This window comes from Microtetraspora malaysiensis (assembly GCF_050947145.1).
GTDB classification, from domain to species: domain Bacteria; phylum Actinomycetota; class Actinomycetes; order Streptosporangiales; family Streptosporangiaceae; genus Microtetraspora_A; species Microtetraspora_A malaysiensis.
Genome location: NZ_CP191998.1, coordinates 8,085,463 through 8,105,773, shown reverse-complemented (window position 1 = coordinate 8,105,773; position 20,311 = coordinate 8,085,463). Strand labels below are relative to the sequence as shown.

The following is a 20,311-nucleotide window of genomic DNA, read 5'->3' as shown; positions in this document are numbered from 1 at the left end:
GCGAGGTCGACGCGATCTCTCTTGCCTCTTGATCGAGAAGGTCGGATAGTTCCTGTGCCGGGCGATCGGCCGGTGTATGCGTAGACCCACTGGGCAAGAGGTGAAATGTCATGACAACAGGCACCGTGCGGGACGCGACATTCGACGTGCTCCGCAGTACAGGCATGACGACGATCTTCAGTAACCCGGGATCCACCGAGGTCCCGCTGCTGGCGGGGCTGCCCGAGGACCTGGAGTTCGTGCTCGCCCTGCACGAGGGGTCCGTCGTCGGCATGGCCACCGGCTGGGCGCTGGCGCGGGAGCGTCCGGCGCTCGCGCTCCTGCACACCACCGCCGGGCTGGGCAACGCGGTCGGTGCGATCGCGACCGCCCGGGTGAACCGCGCGCCGATCGTGGTCGTGGTGGGCCAGCAGGACCGCCGGCACCTCGCCCTCGAACCCTTCCTGGCCGGGCGGCTGCACGGCCTGGCGGGGGACTACCCGGTCTGGGTGGACCAGCCGGCCCGCGCCCAGGACGTGCCGGGCGCGATCGCCCGCGCGGCGCACGAGGCGGTCACCGGGCGCGGCCCCGCGCTGGTCGTCGTCCCGATGGACGACTGGGCGGCCGACTGGGAAGGCACGGTCCTGGCCGCGCCCCAGGTCGTGGCGCGGCCGACGGCGGTGGACGACGCCGACCTCGCGCCGCTCGTCGCCCTGATCGAGGCCGCCGAGTCGCCGGTCATCGTCTCCGGAGCCGGCGCGGACTCGCCGCGGGTCTGGGAGGGGCTGGTCGCGCTCGCCGAGCGGCTCGGCTGCCCGGTGTGGCAGGAGTCGTTCGGGGCCCGGGCGGGCTTCCCCCAGGACCACCCGCTGTTCGCCGGGATCCTGCCCGCCGGGCGGGCCGGGCTGCGCGCCGCGCTCCGGCGGCACGACGCCGTCCTCGCGGTCGGAGCTCCCGTCTTCCGCCAGTACCCGTACGAGCCGGGGCCGCTGGTCGAGCCCGGCACCCGCGTCGCGATCGTCAGCGACGACCCGGCCGAGGTCCACCGCAGCCCCGCCGAGCTGGCCTTCCTGGCCGATCCGGGCGTGGTCGCGGCCCGGCTCGCCGCGCTGCTGCCGGCCCGGCCCCGCCCGGCGGAGGGCGTCGTGCGGGCGGCCGCGGCGCCGTCCCGGCCGGCACCGGGGGAGCCGCTCCGGGCGGCCCACGTCATGCACGAGCTCGCCCTGCGGCTCCCGCCGGAGGCGGTCGTGGTGGAGGAGACCCCGTCGTCCCGGCCGGACCTGCACCGGCTGATGCCCGCGCGGCGGCCGCTCGGGTTCCTCTCGGCGGCCATGGGCGGGCTCGGGTTCGCCCTACCGGCGGCGGTGGGGCTGCGCATGGCCGCGCCGTCCCGGCCGGTCGTGGCGGTGGCGGGGGACGGCTCGGCGATCTACGGGATCCAGGCGCTGTGGAGCGCCGCGCACTACGGCGTCGGCGCGCTCTTTGTCGTGCTGGCGAACGGCCGGTACGCGGTGATGGACCGGCTGGCGGAGAAGAACGGCGCGGGAAAGGCGCCCTGGCCAGCGTTCACTGAGGTCAGCCTGTCGGCGATGGCCCGTTCGTTCGGCTGTCCGGCGACCCGGGTGGACTCCTACGACGACCTGGTGGCGGTCCTCGACGAGATCGTCCCCGACCTGGGTTCCCGTACGGAGCCGCTGCTCCTGGAGGTAACGGTCATCCCTGATACCGAGTTTCGTCCTTAGGGGGCTTTTTCATGGCATTCACGGACTCGAAGGTCGGGACGGGATCGGTATTCACGCACGCCCAGTGGGTCACCACGCAGGAGGGCGGCACGGAATGCCCGTTCTGACATGCCCGGCATGAATAGGGAACGTTCGGCCGGGCCGGGCCGGGTGCTGCTGATTGTGGGGTTCGTCCTCGCGGCGCTGAACCTCCGGCCCGCGCTCGCGGGCGTGTCACCGCTGCTCAGCGACATCATGCGGGATCTCGGGCTCACCCCGGCCGCGGGCGGCGCGATCACCACGATCATGGTGGCCTGCCTCGGCCTGCTCGCGCCGCTGGCCCCCGCGCTCGCCGGGCGGATCGGCCTGGACCGCACGCTGCTCGTCGGCCTGATCCTCCTCGCCGCCGGGGTGATCCTGCGCAGCGTGGACGGCCTCGCCGCCCTGTACGGCGGATCCGCCCTCGCCGGGGCCGCCATCGCGATCATGAACGTCGCCATGCCGGCGATCGTCAAGCAGCACTTCCCGTCCAAGGTCGGGCTCTACACCGCGGTCTACGTCTCGTGCCTGGTGGCCGGAGCCGCCGGGGCCTCGGCCGGTATGGTCCCGCTGGCCGGCGAGTACGGCTGGCGGGCGGCGGCCGGATCGGCGGCGGTGCTCGCGGTCGTCGCCGCCGTGTTCTGGGCTCCGCAGGCGTTCCGCCGCCCGTCGATCAAGAAGGCGCCGGCCGGGCACCGGCCGCACCTGACGCTGCTCGGCAGCCGGATGACGTGGTTCGTGACCGCGTTCCTGGGCCTGCAGTCGCTGACGTTCTACGTCATGCTGGCCTGGCTGCCCACGATCTTTCAGGACGCGGGCCTCCCCGCCGACGAGGCGGGATACCTGCTCGGCCTGACGAACCTGGCCCAGATCGCGGCGACGCTGACCGTGCCCGCGCACGCGGGCAACGCGCGGTCGCAGGTGCCGCACATCGTGGTCGCGGTGCTGCTCACCGCCGCCGGGTACGTCGGGGTGCTGCTGGCCCCCGCGACGGTCCCCTGGCTGTGGATGATCATCCTCGGCCTGGGACAGGGCGCCGCCATCGCGCTGGCCCTGCTCATCATCGCGCTGCGCGCGCCGGATCCGGCCTCGGTGACCGCGCTCTCCGCCGTCGCCCAGTCCAGCGGGTACGCCCTGGCCGCGGTCGGCCCGATCCTGTTCGGCCTGCTGCACGAGGTGTCCGGGACCTGGACGCTGCCGCTGCTCGTCGGCCTCGGCGCGTGCGCCGTCCAGCTCCTGTTCGGCTGCCTGGCCGGACGCCCCGAGGACCGCCGGGCTCAGGCCGGATCGAGCGGACGCAGCTCGTCGGCGTAGCTGACCGACAGCCGGCGCATCATCCCGTCGTCGCCGATGGAGTACTGCCCCAGACGCCACAGGGGCGGCGAGTAGGCGTGGATCGACACGCTGCCGTGCTCGACGCCGGTCAGCCGGTGGATGTGGTCCGGCCCGAAGGAGAACGAGTCGCCCGCCGTGACGGTCGTCTCCAGGTGCCGGCCGCCGATCCTGGGGTTGCTCTCCTTGAGGGTGCCGTTCACCACCCGGACCGCGCCGGAGGAGACGTCGTGGTCGTGCCACCCGGTGTCGTCCTCGGGCCGCCAGCACAGCAGCCACACGTCCACGTACGCGTCCCGATGGAGCGAGGCGTAGTGGCGGCCGCCGCCCTCGCTCCCCTCGAAGCCGAGGTGCTCCTTCCACAGCTCGGGCCGGGCGGCGAGGTCGTCGACGAGCGCCGCCAGCTCCCGGCGGTCCAGCGCGCGGGCCGGCAGCCGCTCGTAGGGCGTGTCGCTCCCGGCGACCTGGGCTGTGGGCGTGCTCATGGCTGCGGTTCCTTTCCTGTCGGCGCCGTCGGGGGCAGCGGCGGTCGGGTGTGTGGTCGGGGGCGCTCGTGGGTGTGCTGGTGCGTGTACTGGTGCGTGTGCTGTTCGGGGTGCCGGTGGGCGCGTGGCAGCGGCTCCGGGCGCGCCGTCGGCCGCGCCGCCGCGTCACGCGAGCCGTCCAGCAGGCGCAGCGCGTTCGCCGTGCCGACGGCGTGGCGGGCCGCGGCGCCGAGGTCCGGCCACGCGGCCTCCGCGTACGGCTGGTCCGATCCGGTGACGATGACGTCGATGCCGAGCTCCCGGATCATCGCGTCGACGGCCCGCGGCCCGTAGGAGGACGTCTCGACGAACACGTCCGGGTCCACCCGGCCGCGGCCGGGTGCCCCCCGGTTCATGGCGCGTTCCGAGTGGAGCGGAGCCAGCCCGGCGAGCAGGGCGAAACAGACCCGCAGGGTGGGATGCCGGGGGCGCCCCACGGCTCGGAACGCGTACCAGGCCGCGTGCATCTGCTGCACGTACGGCACGACCGGGGCCCACCAGGGCGGACTCCCGGGCGGGGCGGCGGCCGGTCCCGGATGGACGAACAGCGGGAGCCCGCGCTCGGTGAGCACGTCGAGCAGCGGGGCCGCGGCCGCGAAGCCCGCCGCGTCCAGCAGCGCGGTGGCCGGGAGCTGGAGCCCGACGAAGCCCTCGTCCAGGGTGCGCGACAGCCGTACCGGATCGGGGTCGGTCACCGGGGCGGCGGCCCAGGCGCGGAACGGGGCGGGCAGCGCCCCCGCGTGGTAGGCGTCGATCAGCGGCCACGCCTCGTCCGGCGGCAGGTGCTCGATCCCGAGCGGGCTGGACAGGGAGACCAGGGCGAGATCCAGCCCCGCGGCCCGCTGAGCCCGGACGGCCGGGTCGTGGTCCGCCGGGTCCACCTCGTACGGCGGCTCGCCGTCCAGGAGGAGGGTCCAGCCGTCCAGGCGGGGCGGTGCGGTACGGCGGCGCAGGGCGTCGACGAACGGTGGCGTCCAGAGATGCTGGTGGACATCGATGCTCATCCTCACCCTCCCGGCTTCACGTTATTCCCTACCCATAATAAGGGTTATTGCGACCGGGGTGGCGGATGCCGAGTGTGTGCCGAGGTGAGACGGCCGCGCCGCCCGGCGACCGAGGAGCGGTCGGGGCGGCGCGGGCCGGTGATGCGGGGGGCGGGAACGGAGAAGAGGTGAGGCGGGCCGTCAGTCGTTGACGCGGAGGATCAGCTCCAGGATCCAGCTGATCACGCCGATGAGGATCGCGCCCCAGAAGGCGGCCATGAACCCGCTGACGTGGAACGGCAGTTTGAGCTGCTCGGACGCCCAGCTGGTGAGCAGGAGCAGGCCGGCGTTGACCACCAGTGCGAAGAGGCCGAACGTGAGCACGTAGAACGCGCAGCCCACGAACTTGATGACCGGCTTGATGACCGCGTTCACCAGGCCGAAGATCAGCGCGACCGCGAGCAGCGTGCCGATCTGTTTGGAGGTGGTGTCTGCGGTGAGCACGATGCCGTTCACCAGCTTGGTGGACGCCCACAGTGCGGCCGCGACGATCAGAACCTTGATGATGACCTTCACGCAAACGAGTCTTCCACGCCAGGGCGCGCCGTGGGCATGTCTGGGTTTCGGCAAAAGCCGACGGGGCTCGTCATTGGAGGGTTGGGAGGCGTCCGTTCCGCTGCAAAGAAGGTCGTCGCGTCGCGCCCGGGTGAGGAATGGCCCGTTTCTAACCGGACATCGAGCATTAATTGCCGCAAATCTGGGGAAATCACCTCGATGGGGGTGGGGAGGATGGACGTGGAAGAACTTGAGGGGCTGTCCGCCCGGGAGCTGCACGATCGCGCCGTCCGCTATGCCGTACGACACGGTGACCTCGGATTCCTCTGGCGTCTGCTGAAGGCGATTCCGGCGGCGGAGGCGGCCAGCGGAGATCGCGAGGAGACGGCCAACGACCTCAGCCGGGTGTCCGCGCTGCTCAGCGATGCCATGGCGGCGGGAGAGGGTCGTCTCGGAGAGGCGTTGCGTCCCGTCTACATCGCGTACCTCGCCGAGCACCCTGACGCGTGACTATGGGCGAGGGCCCGGCCGTCGGTGCATGATGGCGCCGTGGCCGACACACGTGTCCTCGTCGTGGACGACGAACCAGGGGTGCGCAACGCGGTCGCCCGCGCGCTGCGGCTGGAGGGATACCAGGTCGCCGGCGCGGCCGACGGCGTGACCGCCCTCGCCTCGATCATCGGAACCCACCCTGACCTGGTCGTCCTCGACGTGATGATGCCGAACATGGACGGCCTGGAGGTCTGCCGGAGGCTCCGCGGGAGCGGCGACCGCACCCCCGTGCTCATGCTGACCGCCCTCGGCGGCGTCGGCGACCGGGTCGTCGGCCTGGACGCGGGGGCCGACGACTACCTGATCAAGCCATTCGCGCTGGAGGAGCTGTTCGCGCGGGTGCGCGCCCTGCTCCGCCGTACGGCGCCGGCCGGGCCGGTCACGCGGTACGCGGACCTGGTGCTGCTGCCGGAGAACAGGCAGGTCCGGCGGGGCGCGCGCGTCATCGACCTGACGAGGACCGAGTTCGCGCTGCTCGACCTGCTCATGTCCAACGGAGGCCAGGTGCTCACCCGCGAGATCATCCTTGAACGCATCTGGGGATACGAGTTCACTCCGGGTTCCAACTCCCTGGAGGTCTACATCCGCTATCTGCGGCGGAAAACCGAGGCGTGCGGGGAGCCGAGGCTGATCCACACCGTGCACGGCCTCGGGTACACGCTCAGGGAGCAGTTGTGAAGATCCGCTGGCGGCTCGCCCTCGCCTCGGCGCTGGCCGCGGCGATCAGTGTGATCGTCGCCATCGTCGCTGCGTACTTGATCACCTGCCGGAGGGTCGAGAGCGCGCTCGGGAGCTACGACGCGTGGCCGGATCGGCCGCCGACCGGGGCGCTGGCCGCTTTGGGGGACGTCGACGATCTCGGCTGGCCGTTCCTCGCCGCCGCTCTCGGCGGGCTCGTGCTGTCGGGCGGCCTGGGCTGGATCGCCGCGTACACAGGGTTGCGGCCGGTCGGCACCCTGAAGGACGCCGCCGAGCGGGTCGCCACCACGCGCGACCTCACGACCCGCATCAAGGTCGGCAAGGACGACGAGCTGGGCAGCCTGGCCCGCAGCTTCAACACGATGCTCGACGCCCTGGAGCGTTCCGCCCGGGCGCAGAAACGCCTGGTCGCGGACGCGTCACACGAGCTGCGCACCCCCTTGACCGCGCTCCGGACGAACGTCGAACTGCTGATCAGGGGCGGTCTCACGCCGGGGGACCGCGATGAGATCAGCAAGTCGGTGACCGCCGGTCTCGAGGAGTTGACCGTGCTGATCTCCGACGTGGTCGAGCTGGCCAGGGACGAGGAGCCGGCCGCGCTGGTCGAGGACGTGCGTATCGACGAGGTGATCGCCCGAGAGGTGGCACGGGCCTCCGCGCACTGGCCGTCCGCGTCGTACCGGGTCTCGGTGCAGCCGGCGGTGGTGCGGGGCGTGTCCGATCGCCTGTCCCGGGCGGTGGCCAACCTGCTCGACAACGCGGGCAAGTACAGCCCGCCGGGAAGCGCCGTCGAGGTGCGCCAGGTCGGCGGCGTGGTGACCGTACGCGACCACGGGGCGGGGATCGCCCCCGAGGATCTGCCGCATGTCTTCGACCGGTTCTACCGGGCGCCGCGCGCGCGGTCCAGGCCCGGGTCGGGGCTGGGGCTCGCCATCGTGCGCCAGGTCGTGGACAGCCACAGAGGCAGCGTCTCGGCGAGCGCCGCCCCCGGCGGGGGCACGCTGGTCCGGCTTGACCTCCCCCTCCACAGGGTCGACCTCCCCGTGCGCGAGCCCGACGTCCCCCTCCGTGAGGGCGTATAAGCGCCCTGAGTGCCGTTTCCAAGGGGAGGCGGTGGGTCTTGCGTGGCCTTGTCGAAGGCCGCCGACCGAGGTGGAAACCCCACCGTGACATGACCCGCTCGTGGTGTGGCCGTCGGTACTGTGGAAGCAGGTCAAGGGGGCCATGGCTCCACCGATAAGACTTTTGCCGATAAGGACGCGGAGGGGGAACCGCGTCCAGACAGCGGGAACCGCCGGTGCCTTTGGGGAGGGTATCCCGGGCGGACCGCTTCAGTCGGGGCCGGGTAGTTGGGGGACTGCCCGGCCCCGACGTATGTCCGCCGTCGGTTCTCCTCCCGCACCCCGCCCCAAGCGGCGCTCGACCGGGACCGCCCGGGCTGACAGCGCGCGGGATCCCGGCACTGCGGCTTTCACCCGATCTGCGCGCTCGACGAGTGCCGGCGGCCGGTGCGGCTCCGGGGTCAGTACCGCACCCGGCTGGTCCTGGAAACGTTCTTCCTCAGCTTTCACCTGGGTACCTCCCGCCCCATTCCTGTTATGTTCTCGCCCGCTCCGTCGGGCCTTTTCCTGTTTGCTCGTTCTGATGTCGCGAGGGCCGCCAGTGCGCGGCCTTTTCGCGTTTCCCGGCCGGACCGCCGCCATGCGGCGGGCGGCCTTCGCGTCGCGATCTCGTACGGCGAAGCCCTTGCCGGCCGCCTCTCGCCGGTCGGTCGCCGTCGGTGACGTCCCTCGTCAGCGTCTTGATCGCTCCTCGGAGGGCCACGTTCCGGCGCTCTCCACTCTCGTGATGGCCCGCGCCCGCGCTCCGGGCGCAGGACTGGGGCGCGCAATGCCGCCGTTTTGCCTGGCGGCGCGGGAACACGCTGGTCGGCGCTTTACCTTATGGAAGCTCCCTTTGCCATTCGCCCGCGCGGAAATCCCGGTATACGCGCGGTTTCCGGCACATGGACGTGGCTGGCATTAGATCGTTTTTAGCCAACGTGGTAGATCTTTTGCCGTATTTGCGTGCTTTCGTTTGCTTTGTCATGTCTTGGTGTGTAGTGTCCATATTGCTGCCGACCGGTGGCTGGACTTTCAGAAGAGGAGACCTTGCGGGAGATCCCCGCCTGACCTCCGAATCCGGGTCCTCACGGCCCGTCCGCCCGACGCGATCATCGGCCCTCAACTGATGGACGCGTACAGCGCACGAAATGTGCATCTCAGTGGCGATCGACATCTCTCGACCCGCTCCGCGCCCCGTGCCTGGCCCGCCCTTGACCTAGCAGGCCTGATACACGACGCACGCGGCCGTCCCCTGTCGTCTCACGAAAGATCTCGATTTTTCATGAACACGCTGTTTGGCCTGCGCAAGAACCGGAAGCTGACCGCTCTGACCGCCGTCGCCGGCGCCGCCTTCGTCGGTGTCAGCGCGTTCGGTGTCACCGCGGCCAACGCTGCCCCCGCAGCGGTCGCCCCGGTGAAGGCCGCCCACACCTCCCAGGTCGCACAGGCTCCGGAGATGGAGCAGGCGATCTTCCATGGCAGCACCAAGGGTTCGTACTTCTGGGACGACGCCTCCGGTCGCCAGGGTGACACCGGCCTTCCCGCCATCGGCAAGCCGATGCAGAAGGGCCTGTTCTCCAGCCCGAGCTGGCCGCTCGGCACCGAGGGCTACATCATCTACAAGGGCAAGAAGGCCAAGTTCTTCATCGGCGACCGCGGCCCCGGTGTCCCGTCCGAGAGCGGCGTCATGCTCGACATCGATGGCAAGACCTTCGCCGAGCTGACCGGTGGCTCGTGGAACACCAACACGCTGACCGTCGAGAACAACGGCGACGAGGGCCACATCGAGATCGACTACGTCGTCACCAAGTGGGGCAAGGGCCCCGGCACCAAGGGCGCTCCCCAGCCCTTCTCCTCCGGCGCGTGGAGGGGCTGATTCAGTCCCGTTCGCCGGTGATCCCCTGAAGCTTGGCGCTCCCCGGGTCGTGGTCCGGGGAGGCGGCAACGAATGTGCGTGACGCCGTGGAGACTGCTAAGGTTACGAGCGTTCGCAGGCGCCGCTAGCTCAGTTGGTTAGAGCAGCTGACTCTTAATCAGCGGGTCCGGGGTTCGAGTCCCTGGCGGCGCACAGAACGAAAGCCCAGGTTGGCATAGCCGACCTGGGCTTTTCTCGTCTGTCGACCACCATGGCGAAAGCAGGGGCTGCGGGCCTCCGTTGATCGCTCGGGACGCGAGTCGCGGACCCGGCCGGCTGTCTGGTGTGGCCGGCTTCGGGAGGGGCCGGTCCCCGTGTCGCGTTCGGACGCGGGGACCGGCGAGAGGTCAGCCCAGCCGCTGCCAGAGCGCCGGGGTGTTCGGCGGCTCCCATCCGGTGAGAGCGGTGTGCGCCTGGAGGCAGCGGTAGCTCGCGCCACCGTAGGTGACCTGGTCGCCCGCGTTGTACGCGGTGCCGGCCGCCCAGGTGCCCGCCGGTGTGGTCGGGCTCGTCGACGGGCTCGGGCTGGGGCTCTGGCTCGGGCTCACCGTGGGGCTCGGGCTGGGGTCGGGGCCGTCGCCCACCTGCAGGTCGATGCAGGAGTAGAAGGCGTTCGGGGTGTCGGCGATGTTCCAGATGGCGAGGACCTTCTGCCTGCCGGTCCGGCCACCGAGGTTCACGTTGTGGGTGACCGTGGCGCCCGGCTGGCGGCCCCCGTCGTCGAACACCGCGACGCGGGTGCCGCCGATGTAGTACTCCCACGTGCTCGTGGCGTGGCGGGCGGTCAGCACCCAGTCATCCTGACCCTTCCACGGACGCCACACAGGCGTGAAAATTTGAGCGGGCTGCTCGCCGACGCCGGTCATAACGTGGGACACATCGATCCCGTCACTCAGTCTGGCGCTGGGGCCCCGACCTTGATGGGTCACGCACTGTTTGCTTCGAGCACGCCGGTCAGAATGTTCGGCTCCCGACCGAGGCCCCCGAGCAGCCCGCCACCACCCCCGGCCGACAAGGAGCGATCACCCCATGGCGATGAGAGAACCCGTGGAAGTCCCGGATGAGGAGCATGAACATCTCATCGAACGAGTCGCGGCGATCGATGTGGCCAAGGCGTTCGGCAAGGTGTGCACGCGGATACCGCACCCGTCCACGTCCGGACGCCGGGTGACCAAGGTGTGGGACGTGGAAGCCACCATGAACGCGGTCACCGAACTCAGCGACCGGCTGATCGAGTTGGGCGTGGAGAAGGTCACCGTCGAATCGACGGGCGACTACTGGCGGATCTGGTACTACGTGCTGGAGGCCCGGGGACTGAACGTGCAACTGGTCAACGCCCGTGACGTCAAGCACCTGCCAGGCCGGTCGAAAACCGACAAACTGGACGCGGTCTGGTTGGCCAAGCTCACCGAGAAAGGCCTGGTTCGGCCCTCGTTCGTACCCCCCAAGGAGATTCGGACGCTGCGTGACTACACGCGGATGCGCAGCGACCTGACCGCCGAGCGGACCCGGTACTGGCTACGGCTGGAAAAGCTACTGGAAGACTCCCTGATCAAGGTGTCGGCGGTGGCCAGCACACTGACCACAGCCTCCATCCGGGACATGATCGAAGCGCTCATCGCAGGAGAACGCAATCCACGGGTGCTGGCCGAGCTCGCCCGCGGCAGGATGCGCGCCAAGATCCCAGCACTGGTCGAAGCGCTCACCGGCCAGTTCGACGACCACCACGCCGAGATCGCGGCGCTGCTACTGGCCCAGATCGACGGTCTGGATGCGCAGATCGGCAAGCTCACCGCCCGAATCGAGCAGCTTCTAGACGATCTGCCTGCCGCGCAGCCACATCGCGCCTCGGGCGACAGCGGCCGGGACGGGAATTCTTCCACGAGCCCCAGTCACCATCCCGAGATCACCACGGCCAGTCAGCCGATGCTGTCGGCCGTGGAACGGCTCGATGAGATTCCCGGCATCAGCCCGGCGGTCGCTCAAGTCATCCTGGCGGAGGTGGGACTGGACATGAACCGGTTCCCCACCGCCGGCCATCTGGTGTCCTGGGCGAAACTATGCCCGCGAACGATCCAGTCCGGCGCCAAGAGCCCCACTGGCGGCCGGACCGGCAAGGGCAACCCCTACCTCAAGGGAGTCCTCGGCCAAGCCGCGGCCGTGGCTGCCCGGACCGATAGCTTTCTCGGCGAACGCTACCGGCGCATCGTCAAACGCCGCGGCAAGCTCAAGGCTCTGGTCGCCGTCGCCCGGTCGATCCTGGTCATCATCTGGCACCTGCTCGCCGACCCCACGGCCAAGTACTTCGACCTAGGAGCCGGGTACCACGCCGACCGCGTGAACAAGGACAAGAGGATCCGCACTTACGTCCGGCAGCTCGAAGCACTCGGTCTGACCGTCACCCTGACCTCGGCCGCCTGACCCATACCGCTGTGGCAAACCCCGAACCGGCGATCACCGGCGGGGTTCGCTGCCGCGCGCTGGCTGAGGTGGATCATTTTCCGGTCAGTTGAACTGAACGCTGTTCCCCACGCGGGTGGTCGGCCACGCCTTGCTCTCGTCGTCGAGCTGGGCGAAGCGGGCGTTTCCGCCGCTGCACGACCGTAGGCCCTTGGGGCCCTCCACGCTCTGCGGCTCGTAGATGATCTCGCCGCAGTTCGCGACGCGGCCCTCGGCGCACATGGCCTGCCTGCTGGGCGGCGACGACACGTAGCCGTGGGCCAGGGCGGGGGAGGCGAGGAAGAGCGTGCTCCCGGCGGCGATGATCGCCGACGAGAGGAAGATGACCGCTTTGCGCATGTCACACTCCTTCATGCTGGGGGTTAACCCTTAACATAAAGGAAAGTTTCTTAACAATAACGCCTTCGTTACCCCATCTCCAGATCGTTGTCGAGGGGCGGAGGGCCCTTCTTGATCCCGAAATGAGCCGGGCGGACGGGGCTCTCCCGCGCTCCGGCTCGCACGCTCCGGCGCCGGTGGCCAACGGACGTCGGCCACCGGCGCGAGATCGTGGTGTTCCGTTCAGAGGGCGATCTGCACTCCGGCGTACGCGAGCACACCGATGAGCAGCGATGAGGCGAACCCGAGCACGAGCGCCCGCGGTCCGGTACGCCGCAGCGAGGCCAGGTGGACGCCGGTGCCCAGGCCGAACATCGCCGCCGCGAGTAGCCACGTGTCGAGCGTCTTGATCGCGTCGAGGGCCGCAGGAGGCAGCAGGCCGGTGCTCCGTACGGCGACCATGGCGAGGAAGCCGACCACGAACAGCGGCACGATCGGCGGGCGCGCGCCACCCTCGACAGCGGTGCCCGCCCGGCGGCGCGCGACCCCCACGCCCGCCAGGAGCGGAGCCAGGAGCGCGACCCTGGTCAGCTTGACGACCACGGCGGCGCCCAGGGCGCCGGGTACGCTCGCGGCCGTCGCGACGACCTGGGAGACCTCGTGGACGCTCGCCCCGGCCCAGGCTCCGAACGCACCCGGATCGAGGCCGAGCGGCCCCCGGAGGAGGGGCAGCAGAAAGATCGCGAGCGTGCCGCAGATCGTCACCAGGCCGATGCCGGTCGCCACGTCCTCCTCGTCGGTGTCGGAGACGCTGTTCATCGCGGCGATCGCCGCCGCGCCGCAGACGGCCGTGCCCGTGGCGATGAGCAGCGACTGGCCGGGCGGCACGCCCATCCGGCGGCCCAGCCAGCGGGTGCCGAAGAACGTCGCGAGGGTGCTGACGACGACGGCGCCGAGCATCGGCCCGCCCAGCCCGAGCACGTCCGAGACCGCCAGTTGGAGGCCGAGCAGGACCACCCCGGCGCGCAGGACCCGTTTGGCGGCGAACCCCGTGCCGGCGCGGGCGCTCGGACGGATCAGCCCGGTGTTGGCCGCGACCACGCCGAGCAGGATGGCGCCGGTGAGGGGCCCGATCGCGGGGACGATCCGGTTGATCAATATGGCGAGCACGACTGCGGCGACGGTGAGCGCGAGCCCCGGCAGCAGCGGGGCGAGCCGCGAGCCGAGCGTCCGAGGCACTGCCGGTTCATCGGTGAGCAACTTTCCTCCACTCTCGTTGTGCTCACCACCCTCCCGTCGCAGGTGGCCGCTCGCTAGCCGCGAGATGGCGACGGGTCCATAGGATGTTTCTATGAGGCTGAACAACTGGCCCGATCTTGAGGCGCTCGCCCTGCTGGTCACGGTGAGCGAGCTCGGAGGGGTCGGCCGCGCCGCCCGCCAGCTCGGCATCTCCCAGCCGTCGGCGAGCAGCCGTCTGCGGACCCTGGAGCGGCGGCTCGGCGTGCCGGTGCTCCAGCGCCTGCCCATCGGCTCGCGGCTGACCGCCGAGGGCCAGATAGTGGTCGACTGGGCGCGTGAGGTGCTCGCCGCGGCCGACGCCCTGATGACCGGGGTCACGGCGATGCGGCGCGAGCGCGGCGCCGCCCTCCCGGTGGCGGCGAGTATGACCGTCGCCGAATATCTCGTGCCGGGCTGGCTCATCGCCCTTCGCCCGATCGAGCCGGACGTCACCGTGGGCCTGCAGGTCGTGAACTCGGCCCGGGTCGCCGAACTCGTGCTCTCCGGCGAGGCCGAGGTCGGCTTCGTCGAAGGACCCTCGCTGCCGGTCGGCCTCGCCTCCCGGCTGGTGGGCCGGGACCGCCTGGTGGTCGTTGTCTCGCCCCGGCACCCGTGGGCCCGCCGCCGTACGCCGCTGCGTCCCCGCGAGCTGGCGGCCACGCCCCTGATCGTCCGGGAGCCCGGGTCGGGCACGCGGATCACGTTCGAGACGGTGATGGCGCGCTACGGACCGCTCGCCGAGCCGCTCCTGGAACTCGGGTCGAACTCCGCGGTGAAGGTGGCGCTCGCCTCCGGCGCGGGCCCGGCCGTGCTCAGCGAACTCGCCGTCGGCGACGAACTGGCCGAGGGCAGGCTGGTGGCCGTCGCGCCCGAAGGCGTCGATCTCCAGCGGAAGCTGCGGGCCGTCTGGATCGAGGGGCGGCGGCTGGACGGTCCGGCGCGGTCGCTGCTCACCCTCGCCGCGCGCGGCGCCGCCACTCGTCGTCCGTCCGGATCCTGACCCTCCATCGCGCCGGTCCGGGCGGGACGGCCGGCGCGGTTCGACCGGCCGTCGCCGGGGTATTCGAGATCAGGCGTGTTGTCCACACGCGGCTTCCCGCGTGACGTCCGTCGCCCGTCGAAGGCTGGATCTGCCCCCCGGCGACGTCTGATCGGCGCCGTCCCGGCCGGGCCGTACGGGCGCGTGCGGGTTCGATCGGCGGTGCTGCGGGGGTGACCGGTTGGCCGGGTCGGCACGGCGTGAGGCGGCGCGTAGGGGGCCGCTTCGCGCATGGCTGATGGAGGGCCTCCAGCAGGAGGATCTGCGGGCCCTGGGGCCGCACGGCTCGCACTCCCCGGAGAAGCAGTACTCCTGGTGGCGCGTCATGTGCCTCACGGGGGTGGACTACTTCTCCAGCCTCGGTTACCAGCCCGGCATCGCCGCACTGGCGGCCGGGAGCGTCTCCCCGGTGGCCACCATCCTGCTCGTGCTGCTGACGCTGCTCGGCGCGCTGCCCGTCTACCGCCGGGTGGCCGTCGAGAGCCCGCATGGCCAGGGCTCCATCGCGATGCTGGAAGGGCTCGCGCCGCGCTGGTGGGGCAAGCTGGTCGTGCTGGCCCTGCTGGGTTTCGCGGCCACCGACTTCGTCATCACGATCACGCTGTCGGCGGCCGACGCGTCCGCGCACATCCTGGAGAACCCCTTCGTCCCGCGTGCGCTCTCCGGCCAGCAGGTCGCGGTCACGATCTTCCTGCTGGCTCTGCTCTCCGCCGTGTTCCTGATGGGCTTCACCGAGGCCATCGGCGTCGCCGTACTGGTGGTCGGCGTCTACCTGGTCCTGAACGCCGTCGTGGTCGTGCGGACGATTCTGTACATCCTGGCGCATCCCGGCCTGATCGTGGACTGGGAGCGGATGCTCACCGTGCAACACGCCAGTCCGCTGGGCCTGCTCGGCGTGTCGCTGCTGGTGATGCCCCGGCTGGCGCTCGGTCTGTCCGGATTCGAGACGGGCGTGGCGGTGATGCCGCTCATCAAGGGCGACCTGCCGGTACGCATCCGCGACGCCAAGCGGCTGCTGACCACCGCCGCGCTGATCATGAGCGTGTTCCTCATCTGCAGCAGCTTCGCCACGATCATCCTGATCCCGGAGAAGGAGTTCCAGCCCGGCGGCAAGGCCAACGGCCGAGCCCTGGCCTACCTGGCGCACGCCTACCTCGGCAACGGCTTCGGCACGCTGTACGACGTCAGCACCATCGGCATCCTGTGGTTCGCCGGCGCCTCCGCGCTGGCCGGCCTGATCAACCTCGTGCCGCGCTACCTGCCCAGGTACGGCATGGCCCCCGACTGGACCCGCGCCGTGCGCCCGCTGGTCCTCGTCTTCACGGTCGTCTCGTTCGCCATCACGCTCGCCTTCGGCGCCAGTGTGGACGCCCAGGGAGGCGCGTACGCCACCGGCGTGCTGGTGCTGTTCCTGTCCGCCGGCGTCGCCGTCACCGTGGACGCCTACCGGGCCGGACGGCGCGGCCGCACCCGGGTCTTCGGGCTGATCACCCTGGTCCTCGCGTACACGCTGGCGGACAACATCCGCGGGCGCCCCGAGGGCGTGAAGATCGGGGCGCTGTTCATCGCGGCGATCATCGTGATGTCGCTGATCTCGCGGGCCACTCGCTCCACCGAGCTGCGGGTGTCCGACGTGCGTCTCGACACGCTCGCCCAGGAGTTCATCGCCGATTCCACCGGCGAGATCCATCTGATCGCGAACGACCCGCGCCGCCGCGACCAGGCGGAATACAACGCCAAGCTCCGTGAGCAGTGGTACACGCACCGGCTGCGCAGCTCGGAGCCGGTCATGTTCGTCGAGGTCACCGTGCAGGACGCGTCCCAGTTCCGCAGCGAGCTGCGGGTCAGGGGGGACGTGCGCTACGGCCACCGGATCCTCCGCATCGAGAGCGCTACGGTGCCGAACGCCCTGGCCGCGCTCCTGCTGTACATCCGCGACCGCACCGGCGAGGTGCCGAACATCTACTTCCACTGGGGTGAGGGGAACCCGGTGCTCGCGATGCTGCGCTATCTGGTCTTCGGCGGCGGTGACGTGCCCGGGATGACCCGCGAGGTGCTGCGCGAAGCCGAACCGGACCCGGCGCGCCGCCCCCATGTCCACGTGGGCTGATCCATGGGTTGCCGGCCGTAGGAAAGACATCAACTTTCTCTCGAGGAACGTATATAAAGCATCAAGATCCCCGAAAAGCCGCAAATATCGCGATTTCCTGATAGAGGCAATCGGTGAGGATGGTGCGGTACGGGCCGTGCGGCGCGATTCGGTACGGGCCGAGTGGCGCTGCCCGCGACCGGCCGCGTCCGCCGCCAGGGCGAACCAGGCGGTGACCCGCCACGACCTAACCTGGTTCTGAAGGCGTAAGGAGATGAGGCACATGGCGCGTGGGCGGCTCCGGATCTACCTCGGCGCCGCTCCCGGAGTCGGCAAGACCTTCGCGATGCTCGGCGAGGGCCGCAGGGCGCAGGAGCGGGGCCGGGACGTGGTCGTCGGGCTCGTCGAGACGCACGGCCGCGCCCGCACGGCCGAACTGCTCGACGGCATGGAGATCATCCCCAGGAAGGCCCTCGTCTACCGGGGGATGACCCTCACCGAACTCGACGTGGACGCCGTCATCGCCCGCCGTCCCCGCGTGGTCCTGGTCGACGAGCTCGCCCACACCAACGTGCCCGGCTCACGCACCGCCAAGCGCTGGCAGGACATCGACGAGATCCTCGACGCCGGGATCGACGTCGTCTCCACCGTCAACATCCAGCACCTGGAGTCGCTCAACGACGTGGTCCAGGAGATCACCGGCATCCCCCAGCGCGAGACCGTCCCCGACGAGGTCGTACGGCGGGCCGACCAGATCGAGCTGGTCGACATGTCGCCCGAGGCGCTGCGCCGCAGGATGGCGCACGGAAACGTCTACCCGCCGGAGAAGGTCGACGCCGCCCTGTCGAACTACTTCCGGGTCGGCAACCTGACCGCGCTGCGGGAGCTGGCCCTGCTCTGGGTCGCCGGAAAGGTCGACGAGCAACTCGACCGCTACCGCGCCGAACACGGCATCGCCGGGACATGGGAGGCCCGCGAGCGCGTCGTCGTCGCGCTGACCGGCGGTCCCGAAGGCGACACCCTGGTGCGCCGGGCCACCCGCATCGCCGCCAGGAGCAAGGGCGCCGACCTGCTCGCCGTACACGTCACGAGGGCCGACGGGCTGGCCGGGCAGGACCCGGCGAGCCTGGCCAGGCAGCGGGCGCTGGTCGAGAGCGTCGGCGGCACCTACCACCAGGTCGTCGGCGACGACGTCCCGCGCGCGCTGCTCGACTTCGCGCGCGGGGTCAACGCCACCCAGCTCGTGCTCGGCGCGTCCCGGCGCGGACGGCTGGCGCAGCTGTTCTCCCGCGGCGTCGGCGTCACCACCACCGCCCTGTCCGGCTCCATCGACGTCCACATGGTGACGCACGAGGAGATCAGCAAGGGCAGGACCAGGGGCTCGCGGTCGCGGGCCGCCCTCACCCGCAGGCGACGGGTGGCGGGCTGGGTCCTCGCCGGGCTCGGCATTCCCGCGCTGAGTGCCCTGCTGGTGCCGTTCCGCGAGGAGCTGACCCTCCCGAGCGAGATCCTGCTCTTCCTGCTCATGGTGGTCGTGGTGGCGCTCGTCGGCGGCATGTGGCCGGCGATCACCGCGGCCGTGGTCGGGTTCGCCCTGCTCAACTGGTACTTCACGCCGCCCGTCTACACCTGGACGATCTCCAGCCCGGAGAACCTGCTCGCGCTGGCGATCTATGTGCTGGTCGCGGCCATGGTCAGCGCCGTCGTGGACGTCGCGGCCCGCCGTACGAGAGAGGCGGCCCGAGCGAGCGCGGACGCCGAGGTGCTCTCCACGCTCGCCGGGCACGTGCTGCGCGGAGAGGCGGCCCTGCCGTCCCTGCTCGGCCGGCTCCGGGAGACGTTCGGACTGACCTCGGTCACCCTCCTCGAACGCCGCGGCGGCCGGCAGCCGGCCGCGGGGGACCAGTCCGACCCGGATGCCTGGCGCATCGTCGCCACCACCGGAGGCCCGCCGTGCGCCTGCCCCGGTACGGCCGACACCGACGTGGTCATCGACGACGACCTGGTGCTCGTCGCGCGTGGCCGGCTGCTGGACGCGTCCGACCGCAGGGTCCTGGAGGCGTTCGCGGCGGAGGCCGCCATCGCGCTGCGGCAGGAGCGGCTGGAGGAGGAGGCCGAGCAGGCCCGGCCGCTCGCCGAGGCGAACAAGATGCGCACCGCCCTGCTCGCCGCGGTCAGCCACGACCTGCGCACCCCGCTCGCCTCGGCCAAGGCCGCGGTCGAGAGCCTGCGCAACACCGAGATCGACTGGACCGACGAGGACCGCGCCGAGCTGCTGGCCACCGCCGACGAGTCCTTGCTCAAGCTGGACCGGCTGGTGGCAAACCTGCTCGACATGAGCCGCCTCCAGGCGGGCGCGCTCGGGATCGCGCTGCGGCCGACCGCCCTGGAGGACATCGTGCCTCGGGCGATCGACGATCTCGGGCCGCTCTGGGACCGCGTCGACGCGGACATCTCGGTCGAGTTGCCCGAGATCACCGCCGACCCCGCCCTGCTGGAACGCGTGCTGGCCAACCTGATCGCCAACGCCGTGCGTTACAACCCCCCGGAGGAGAAGTTGCTGATCAACGCCAGCAGGCACGGTAGCCTCGTGGAGATCAGAGTCATCGATCGCGGCCCCGGCATCCCCCCTGAGGCGCACGACCGCGTCTTCCTGCCCTTCCAGCGCCTCGGCGACCGGGACAACCACACGGGTGTCGGGCTCGGGCTGGCCCTCGCGCGCGGGCTGACCGAGGCCATGGGCGGCACGCTGGTGCCCGAGGAGACACCCGGAGGAGGGCTGACCATGACCGTCACGCTGCCCATCGCCTGGACCACGGTCGCCGAGTACGCCTCCGGACACGAACATGCCCCACGCGGCGTCACCCCCGATGGCACTCCGGGGCCCGATGGCGGCACCTCCTCCACGTCCGGTGACGTGCCCGCGGCGGAGCGCCGATGACCAAGATCCTCATCGTCGACGACGAGCCGCAGATCCTCCGCGCGCTGCGCATCAACTTCGCCGCCCGGCACTACGAGGTGGCGGTCGCCGCGGACGGCGGCTCCGCGCTGCGCCAGGCCGCCGACTGGCATCCCGACCTTGTCGTACTCGACCTGGGCCTGCCGGACATCGAGGGCATCGACGTGATCCACGGCCTGCGCGGGTGGAGCCAGGTGCCGATCATCGTGCTCACCGGCCGTGTGGGCAGCGCCGACGCGGTCAGCGCCCTCGACGCGGGGGCTGACGACTACGTCACCAAGCCGTTCGGCCTCGACGAACTGCTCGCCCGAGTCCGCGCCGCCACACGCCGTGCGGCGGCGCAGCAGGCCGAGACCCCGGTGGTGCGGATCGGCGACCACACGATCAACCTGGCCGACAAGACGATCTCGAGCGGCGTACGGCTCACCCCGACGGAGTGGCACCTGCTGGAGATCCTGCTGCGCAACCCCGAGAAGCTGGTCAGCCAGCGTCAGATGCTCACCGAGGTGTGGGGCGCCACGTATGTGACGGCGACGCACTACCTCCGGCAGTACATGGCACAGCTCCGCCGCAAGCTGGAGCAGGATCCCGCCCACCCCGTGCACCTCATCACCGAGCCCGGCATGGGCTATCGCTTCCGCCCCTGACCGGTGACCGGTGACTGGCGGACGGCGGTGCGTTCCGTTCGCGATCGGAGGCCGGCGGCAGGGCCGGTGGCCACTCCGTCACCTGTCGGAGGTGGGAGGCGGAGCCGACGTATGAGATC

General features: G+C 70.9%; 16 protein-coding genes, 1 tRNA gene and 1 pseudogene. 12 read left to right on the top strand and 6 right to left on the bottom strand.

Features of this window, described 5'->3' with window-relative positions; genetic code table 11:
• The first annotated feature begins 110 nt into the window (after positions 1-110).
• Both ACQP1V_RS37860 and ACQP1V_RS37855 read left to right on the top strand, forming a co-directional pair.
• Positions 111-1,721 (top strand): thiamine pyrophosphate-dependent enzyme, encoded by a 1,611-nt coding sequence (locus ACQP1V_RS37860; RefSeq protein WP_433415566.1) that lies wholly within the window; start codon positions 111-113, stop codon positions 1,719-1,721.
• Between the two features lie 117 nt (positions 1,722-1,838).
• On the top strand, positions 1,839-3,053 hold the full coding sequence (locus tag ACQP1V_RS37855) for an MFS transporter (RefSeq protein WP_433415563.1): 1,215 nt from the start codon (positions 1,839-1,841) through the stop codon (positions 3,051-3,053).
• Here the strand turns inward: ACQP1V_RS37855 and ACQP1V_RS37850 are convergent.
• The 3 genes from ACQP1V_RS37850 to ACQP1V_RS37840 form a co-directional block, all read right to left on the bottom strand.
• Complete coding sequence (locus ACQP1V_RS37850) at positions 3,017-3,556, bottom strand: cysteine dioxygenase (RefSeq protein ID WP_433415560.1); 540 nt, start codon at positions 3,554-3,556, stop codon at positions 3,017-3,019. The two genes, ACQP1V_RS37855 and ACQP1V_RS37850, sit on opposite strands and share 37 nt — an antisense overlap.
• Positions 3,553-4,599 (bottom strand): amidohydrolase, encoded by a 1,047-nt coding sequence (locus tag ACQP1V_RS37845; protein WP_433415557.1) that lies wholly within the window; start codon positions 4,597-4,599, stop codon positions 3,553-3,555. The genes ACQP1V_RS37850 and ACQP1V_RS37845 overlap by 4 nt, the downstream gene beginning before the upstream one ends.
• A gap of 180 nt (positions 4,600-4,779) precedes the next feature.
• Positions 4,780-5,154: a phage holin family protein gene (locus ACQP1V_RS37840; RefSeq protein ID WP_067125288.1), complete on the bottom strand. Its 375-nt coding sequence runs from the start codon at positions 5,152-5,154 to the stop codon at positions 4,780-4,782.
• A gap of 213 nt (positions 5,155-5,367) precedes the next feature.
• Between ACQP1V_RS37840 and ACQP1V_RS37835 the strand changes: the two genes are divergently transcribed.
• From ACQP1V_RS37835 to ACQP1V_RS37815, 5 genes are all read left to right on the top strand, one after another.
• Entirely contained in the window at positions 5,368-5,643 is a 276-nt protein-coding gene (locus ACQP1V_RS37835; RefSeq protein ID WP_387414546.1) for a hypothetical protein, read from the top strand.
• A 39-nt stretch (positions 5,644-5,682) separates the two neighbouring features.
• Entirely contained in the window at positions 5,683-6,363 is a 681-nt protein-coding gene (locus ACQP1V_RS37830; protein ID WP_387414544.1) for a response regulator transcription factor, read from the top strand.
• On the top strand, positions 6,360-7,466 hold the full coding sequence (locus ACQP1V_RS37825; protein ID WP_387414542.1) for a sensor histidine kinase: 1,107 nt from the start codon (positions 6,360-6,362) through the stop codon (positions 7,464-7,466). Before ACQP1V_RS37830 ends, ACQP1V_RS37825 begins: the two co-directional genes overlap by 4 nt.
• A gap of 1,303 nt (positions 7,467-8,769) precedes the next feature.
• Positions 8,770-9,363 (top strand): hypothetical protein, encoded by a 594-nt coding sequence (locus ACQP1V_RS37820; protein ID WP_387414539.1) that lies wholly within the window; start codon positions 8,770-8,772, stop codon positions 9,361-9,363.
• A 118-nt stretch (positions 9,364-9,481) separates the two neighbouring features.
• Positions 9,482-9,555 (top strand) — tRNA-Lys (locus ACQP1V_RS37815).
• Between the two features lie 194 nt (positions 9,556-9,749).
• On the opposite strand, the gene ACQP1V_RS37810 is transcribed toward ACQP1V_RS37815, so the two are convergent.
• The gene (locus ACQP1V_RS37810) at positions 9,750-10,193 is read right to left on the bottom strand and encodes a carbohydrate-binding protein (RefSeq protein WP_433415553.1); all 444 of its coding nucleotides are present in this window, start codon (positions 10,191-10,193) and stop codon (positions 9,750-9,752) included.
• Between the two features lie 256 nt (positions 10,194-10,449).
• Here ACQP1V_RS37810 and ACQP1V_RS37805 point away from each other — a divergent pair, with 256 nt between their 5' ends.
• The gene (locus tag ACQP1V_RS37805) at positions 10,450-11,823 is read left to right on the top strand and encodes an IS110 family transposase (RefSeq protein WP_433415550.1); all 1,374 of its coding nucleotides are present in this window, start codon (positions 10,450-10,452) and stop codon (positions 11,821-11,823) included.
• Positions 11,824-11,913: 90 nt separating this feature from the next.
• Here ACQP1V_RS37805 and ACQP1V_RS37800 read toward each other — a convergent pair.
• A pseudogene (locus ACQP1V_RS37800) lies at positions 11,914-12,201 on the bottom strand (lytic polysaccharide monooxygenase); the annotation flags it as partial.
• A 222-nt stretch (positions 12,202-12,423) separates the two neighbouring features.
• Positions 12,424-13,440, bottom strand: a complete 1,017-nt coding sequence (locus tag ACQP1V_RS37795; protein ID WP_433415547.1) for a YeiH family protein — start codon at positions 13,438-13,440, stop codon at positions 12,424-12,426.
• Positions 13,441-13,531: 91 nt separating this feature from the next.
• On the opposite strand from ACQP1V_RS37795, the gene ACQP1V_RS37790 reads away from it, so the two are divergent.
• The 4 genes from ACQP1V_RS37790 (at position 13,532) to ACQP1V_RS37775 (ending at position 20,192) form a co-directional block, all read left to right on the top strand.
• Positions 13,532-14,458, top strand: a complete 927-nt coding sequence (locus tag ACQP1V_RS37790) for a LysR family transcriptional regulator (RefSeq protein WP_387414533.1) — start codon at positions 13,532-13,534, stop codon at positions 14,456-14,458.
• A gap of 277 nt (positions 14,459-14,735) precedes the next feature.
• Positions 14,736-16,607, top strand: a complete 1,872-nt coding sequence (locus ACQP1V_RS37785; protein ID WP_433415544.1) for an amino acid transporter — start codon at positions 14,736-14,738, stop codon at positions 16,605-16,607.
• Between the two features lie 262 nt (positions 16,608-16,869).
• On the top strand, positions 16,870-19,527 hold the full coding sequence (locus ACQP1V_RS37780) for a DUF4118 domain-containing protein (RefSeq protein ID WP_433415542.1): 2,658 nt from the start codon (positions 16,870-16,872) through the stop codon (positions 19,525-19,527).
• Positions 19,524-20,192, top strand: a complete 669-nt coding sequence (locus ACQP1V_RS37775) for a response regulator (RefSeq protein WP_067125269.1) — start codon at positions 19,524-19,526, stop codon at positions 20,190-20,192. Before ACQP1V_RS37780 ends, ACQP1V_RS37775 begins: the two co-directional genes overlap by 4 nt.
• The last annotated feature ends 119 nt before the right edge of the window (positions 20,193-20,311 follow it).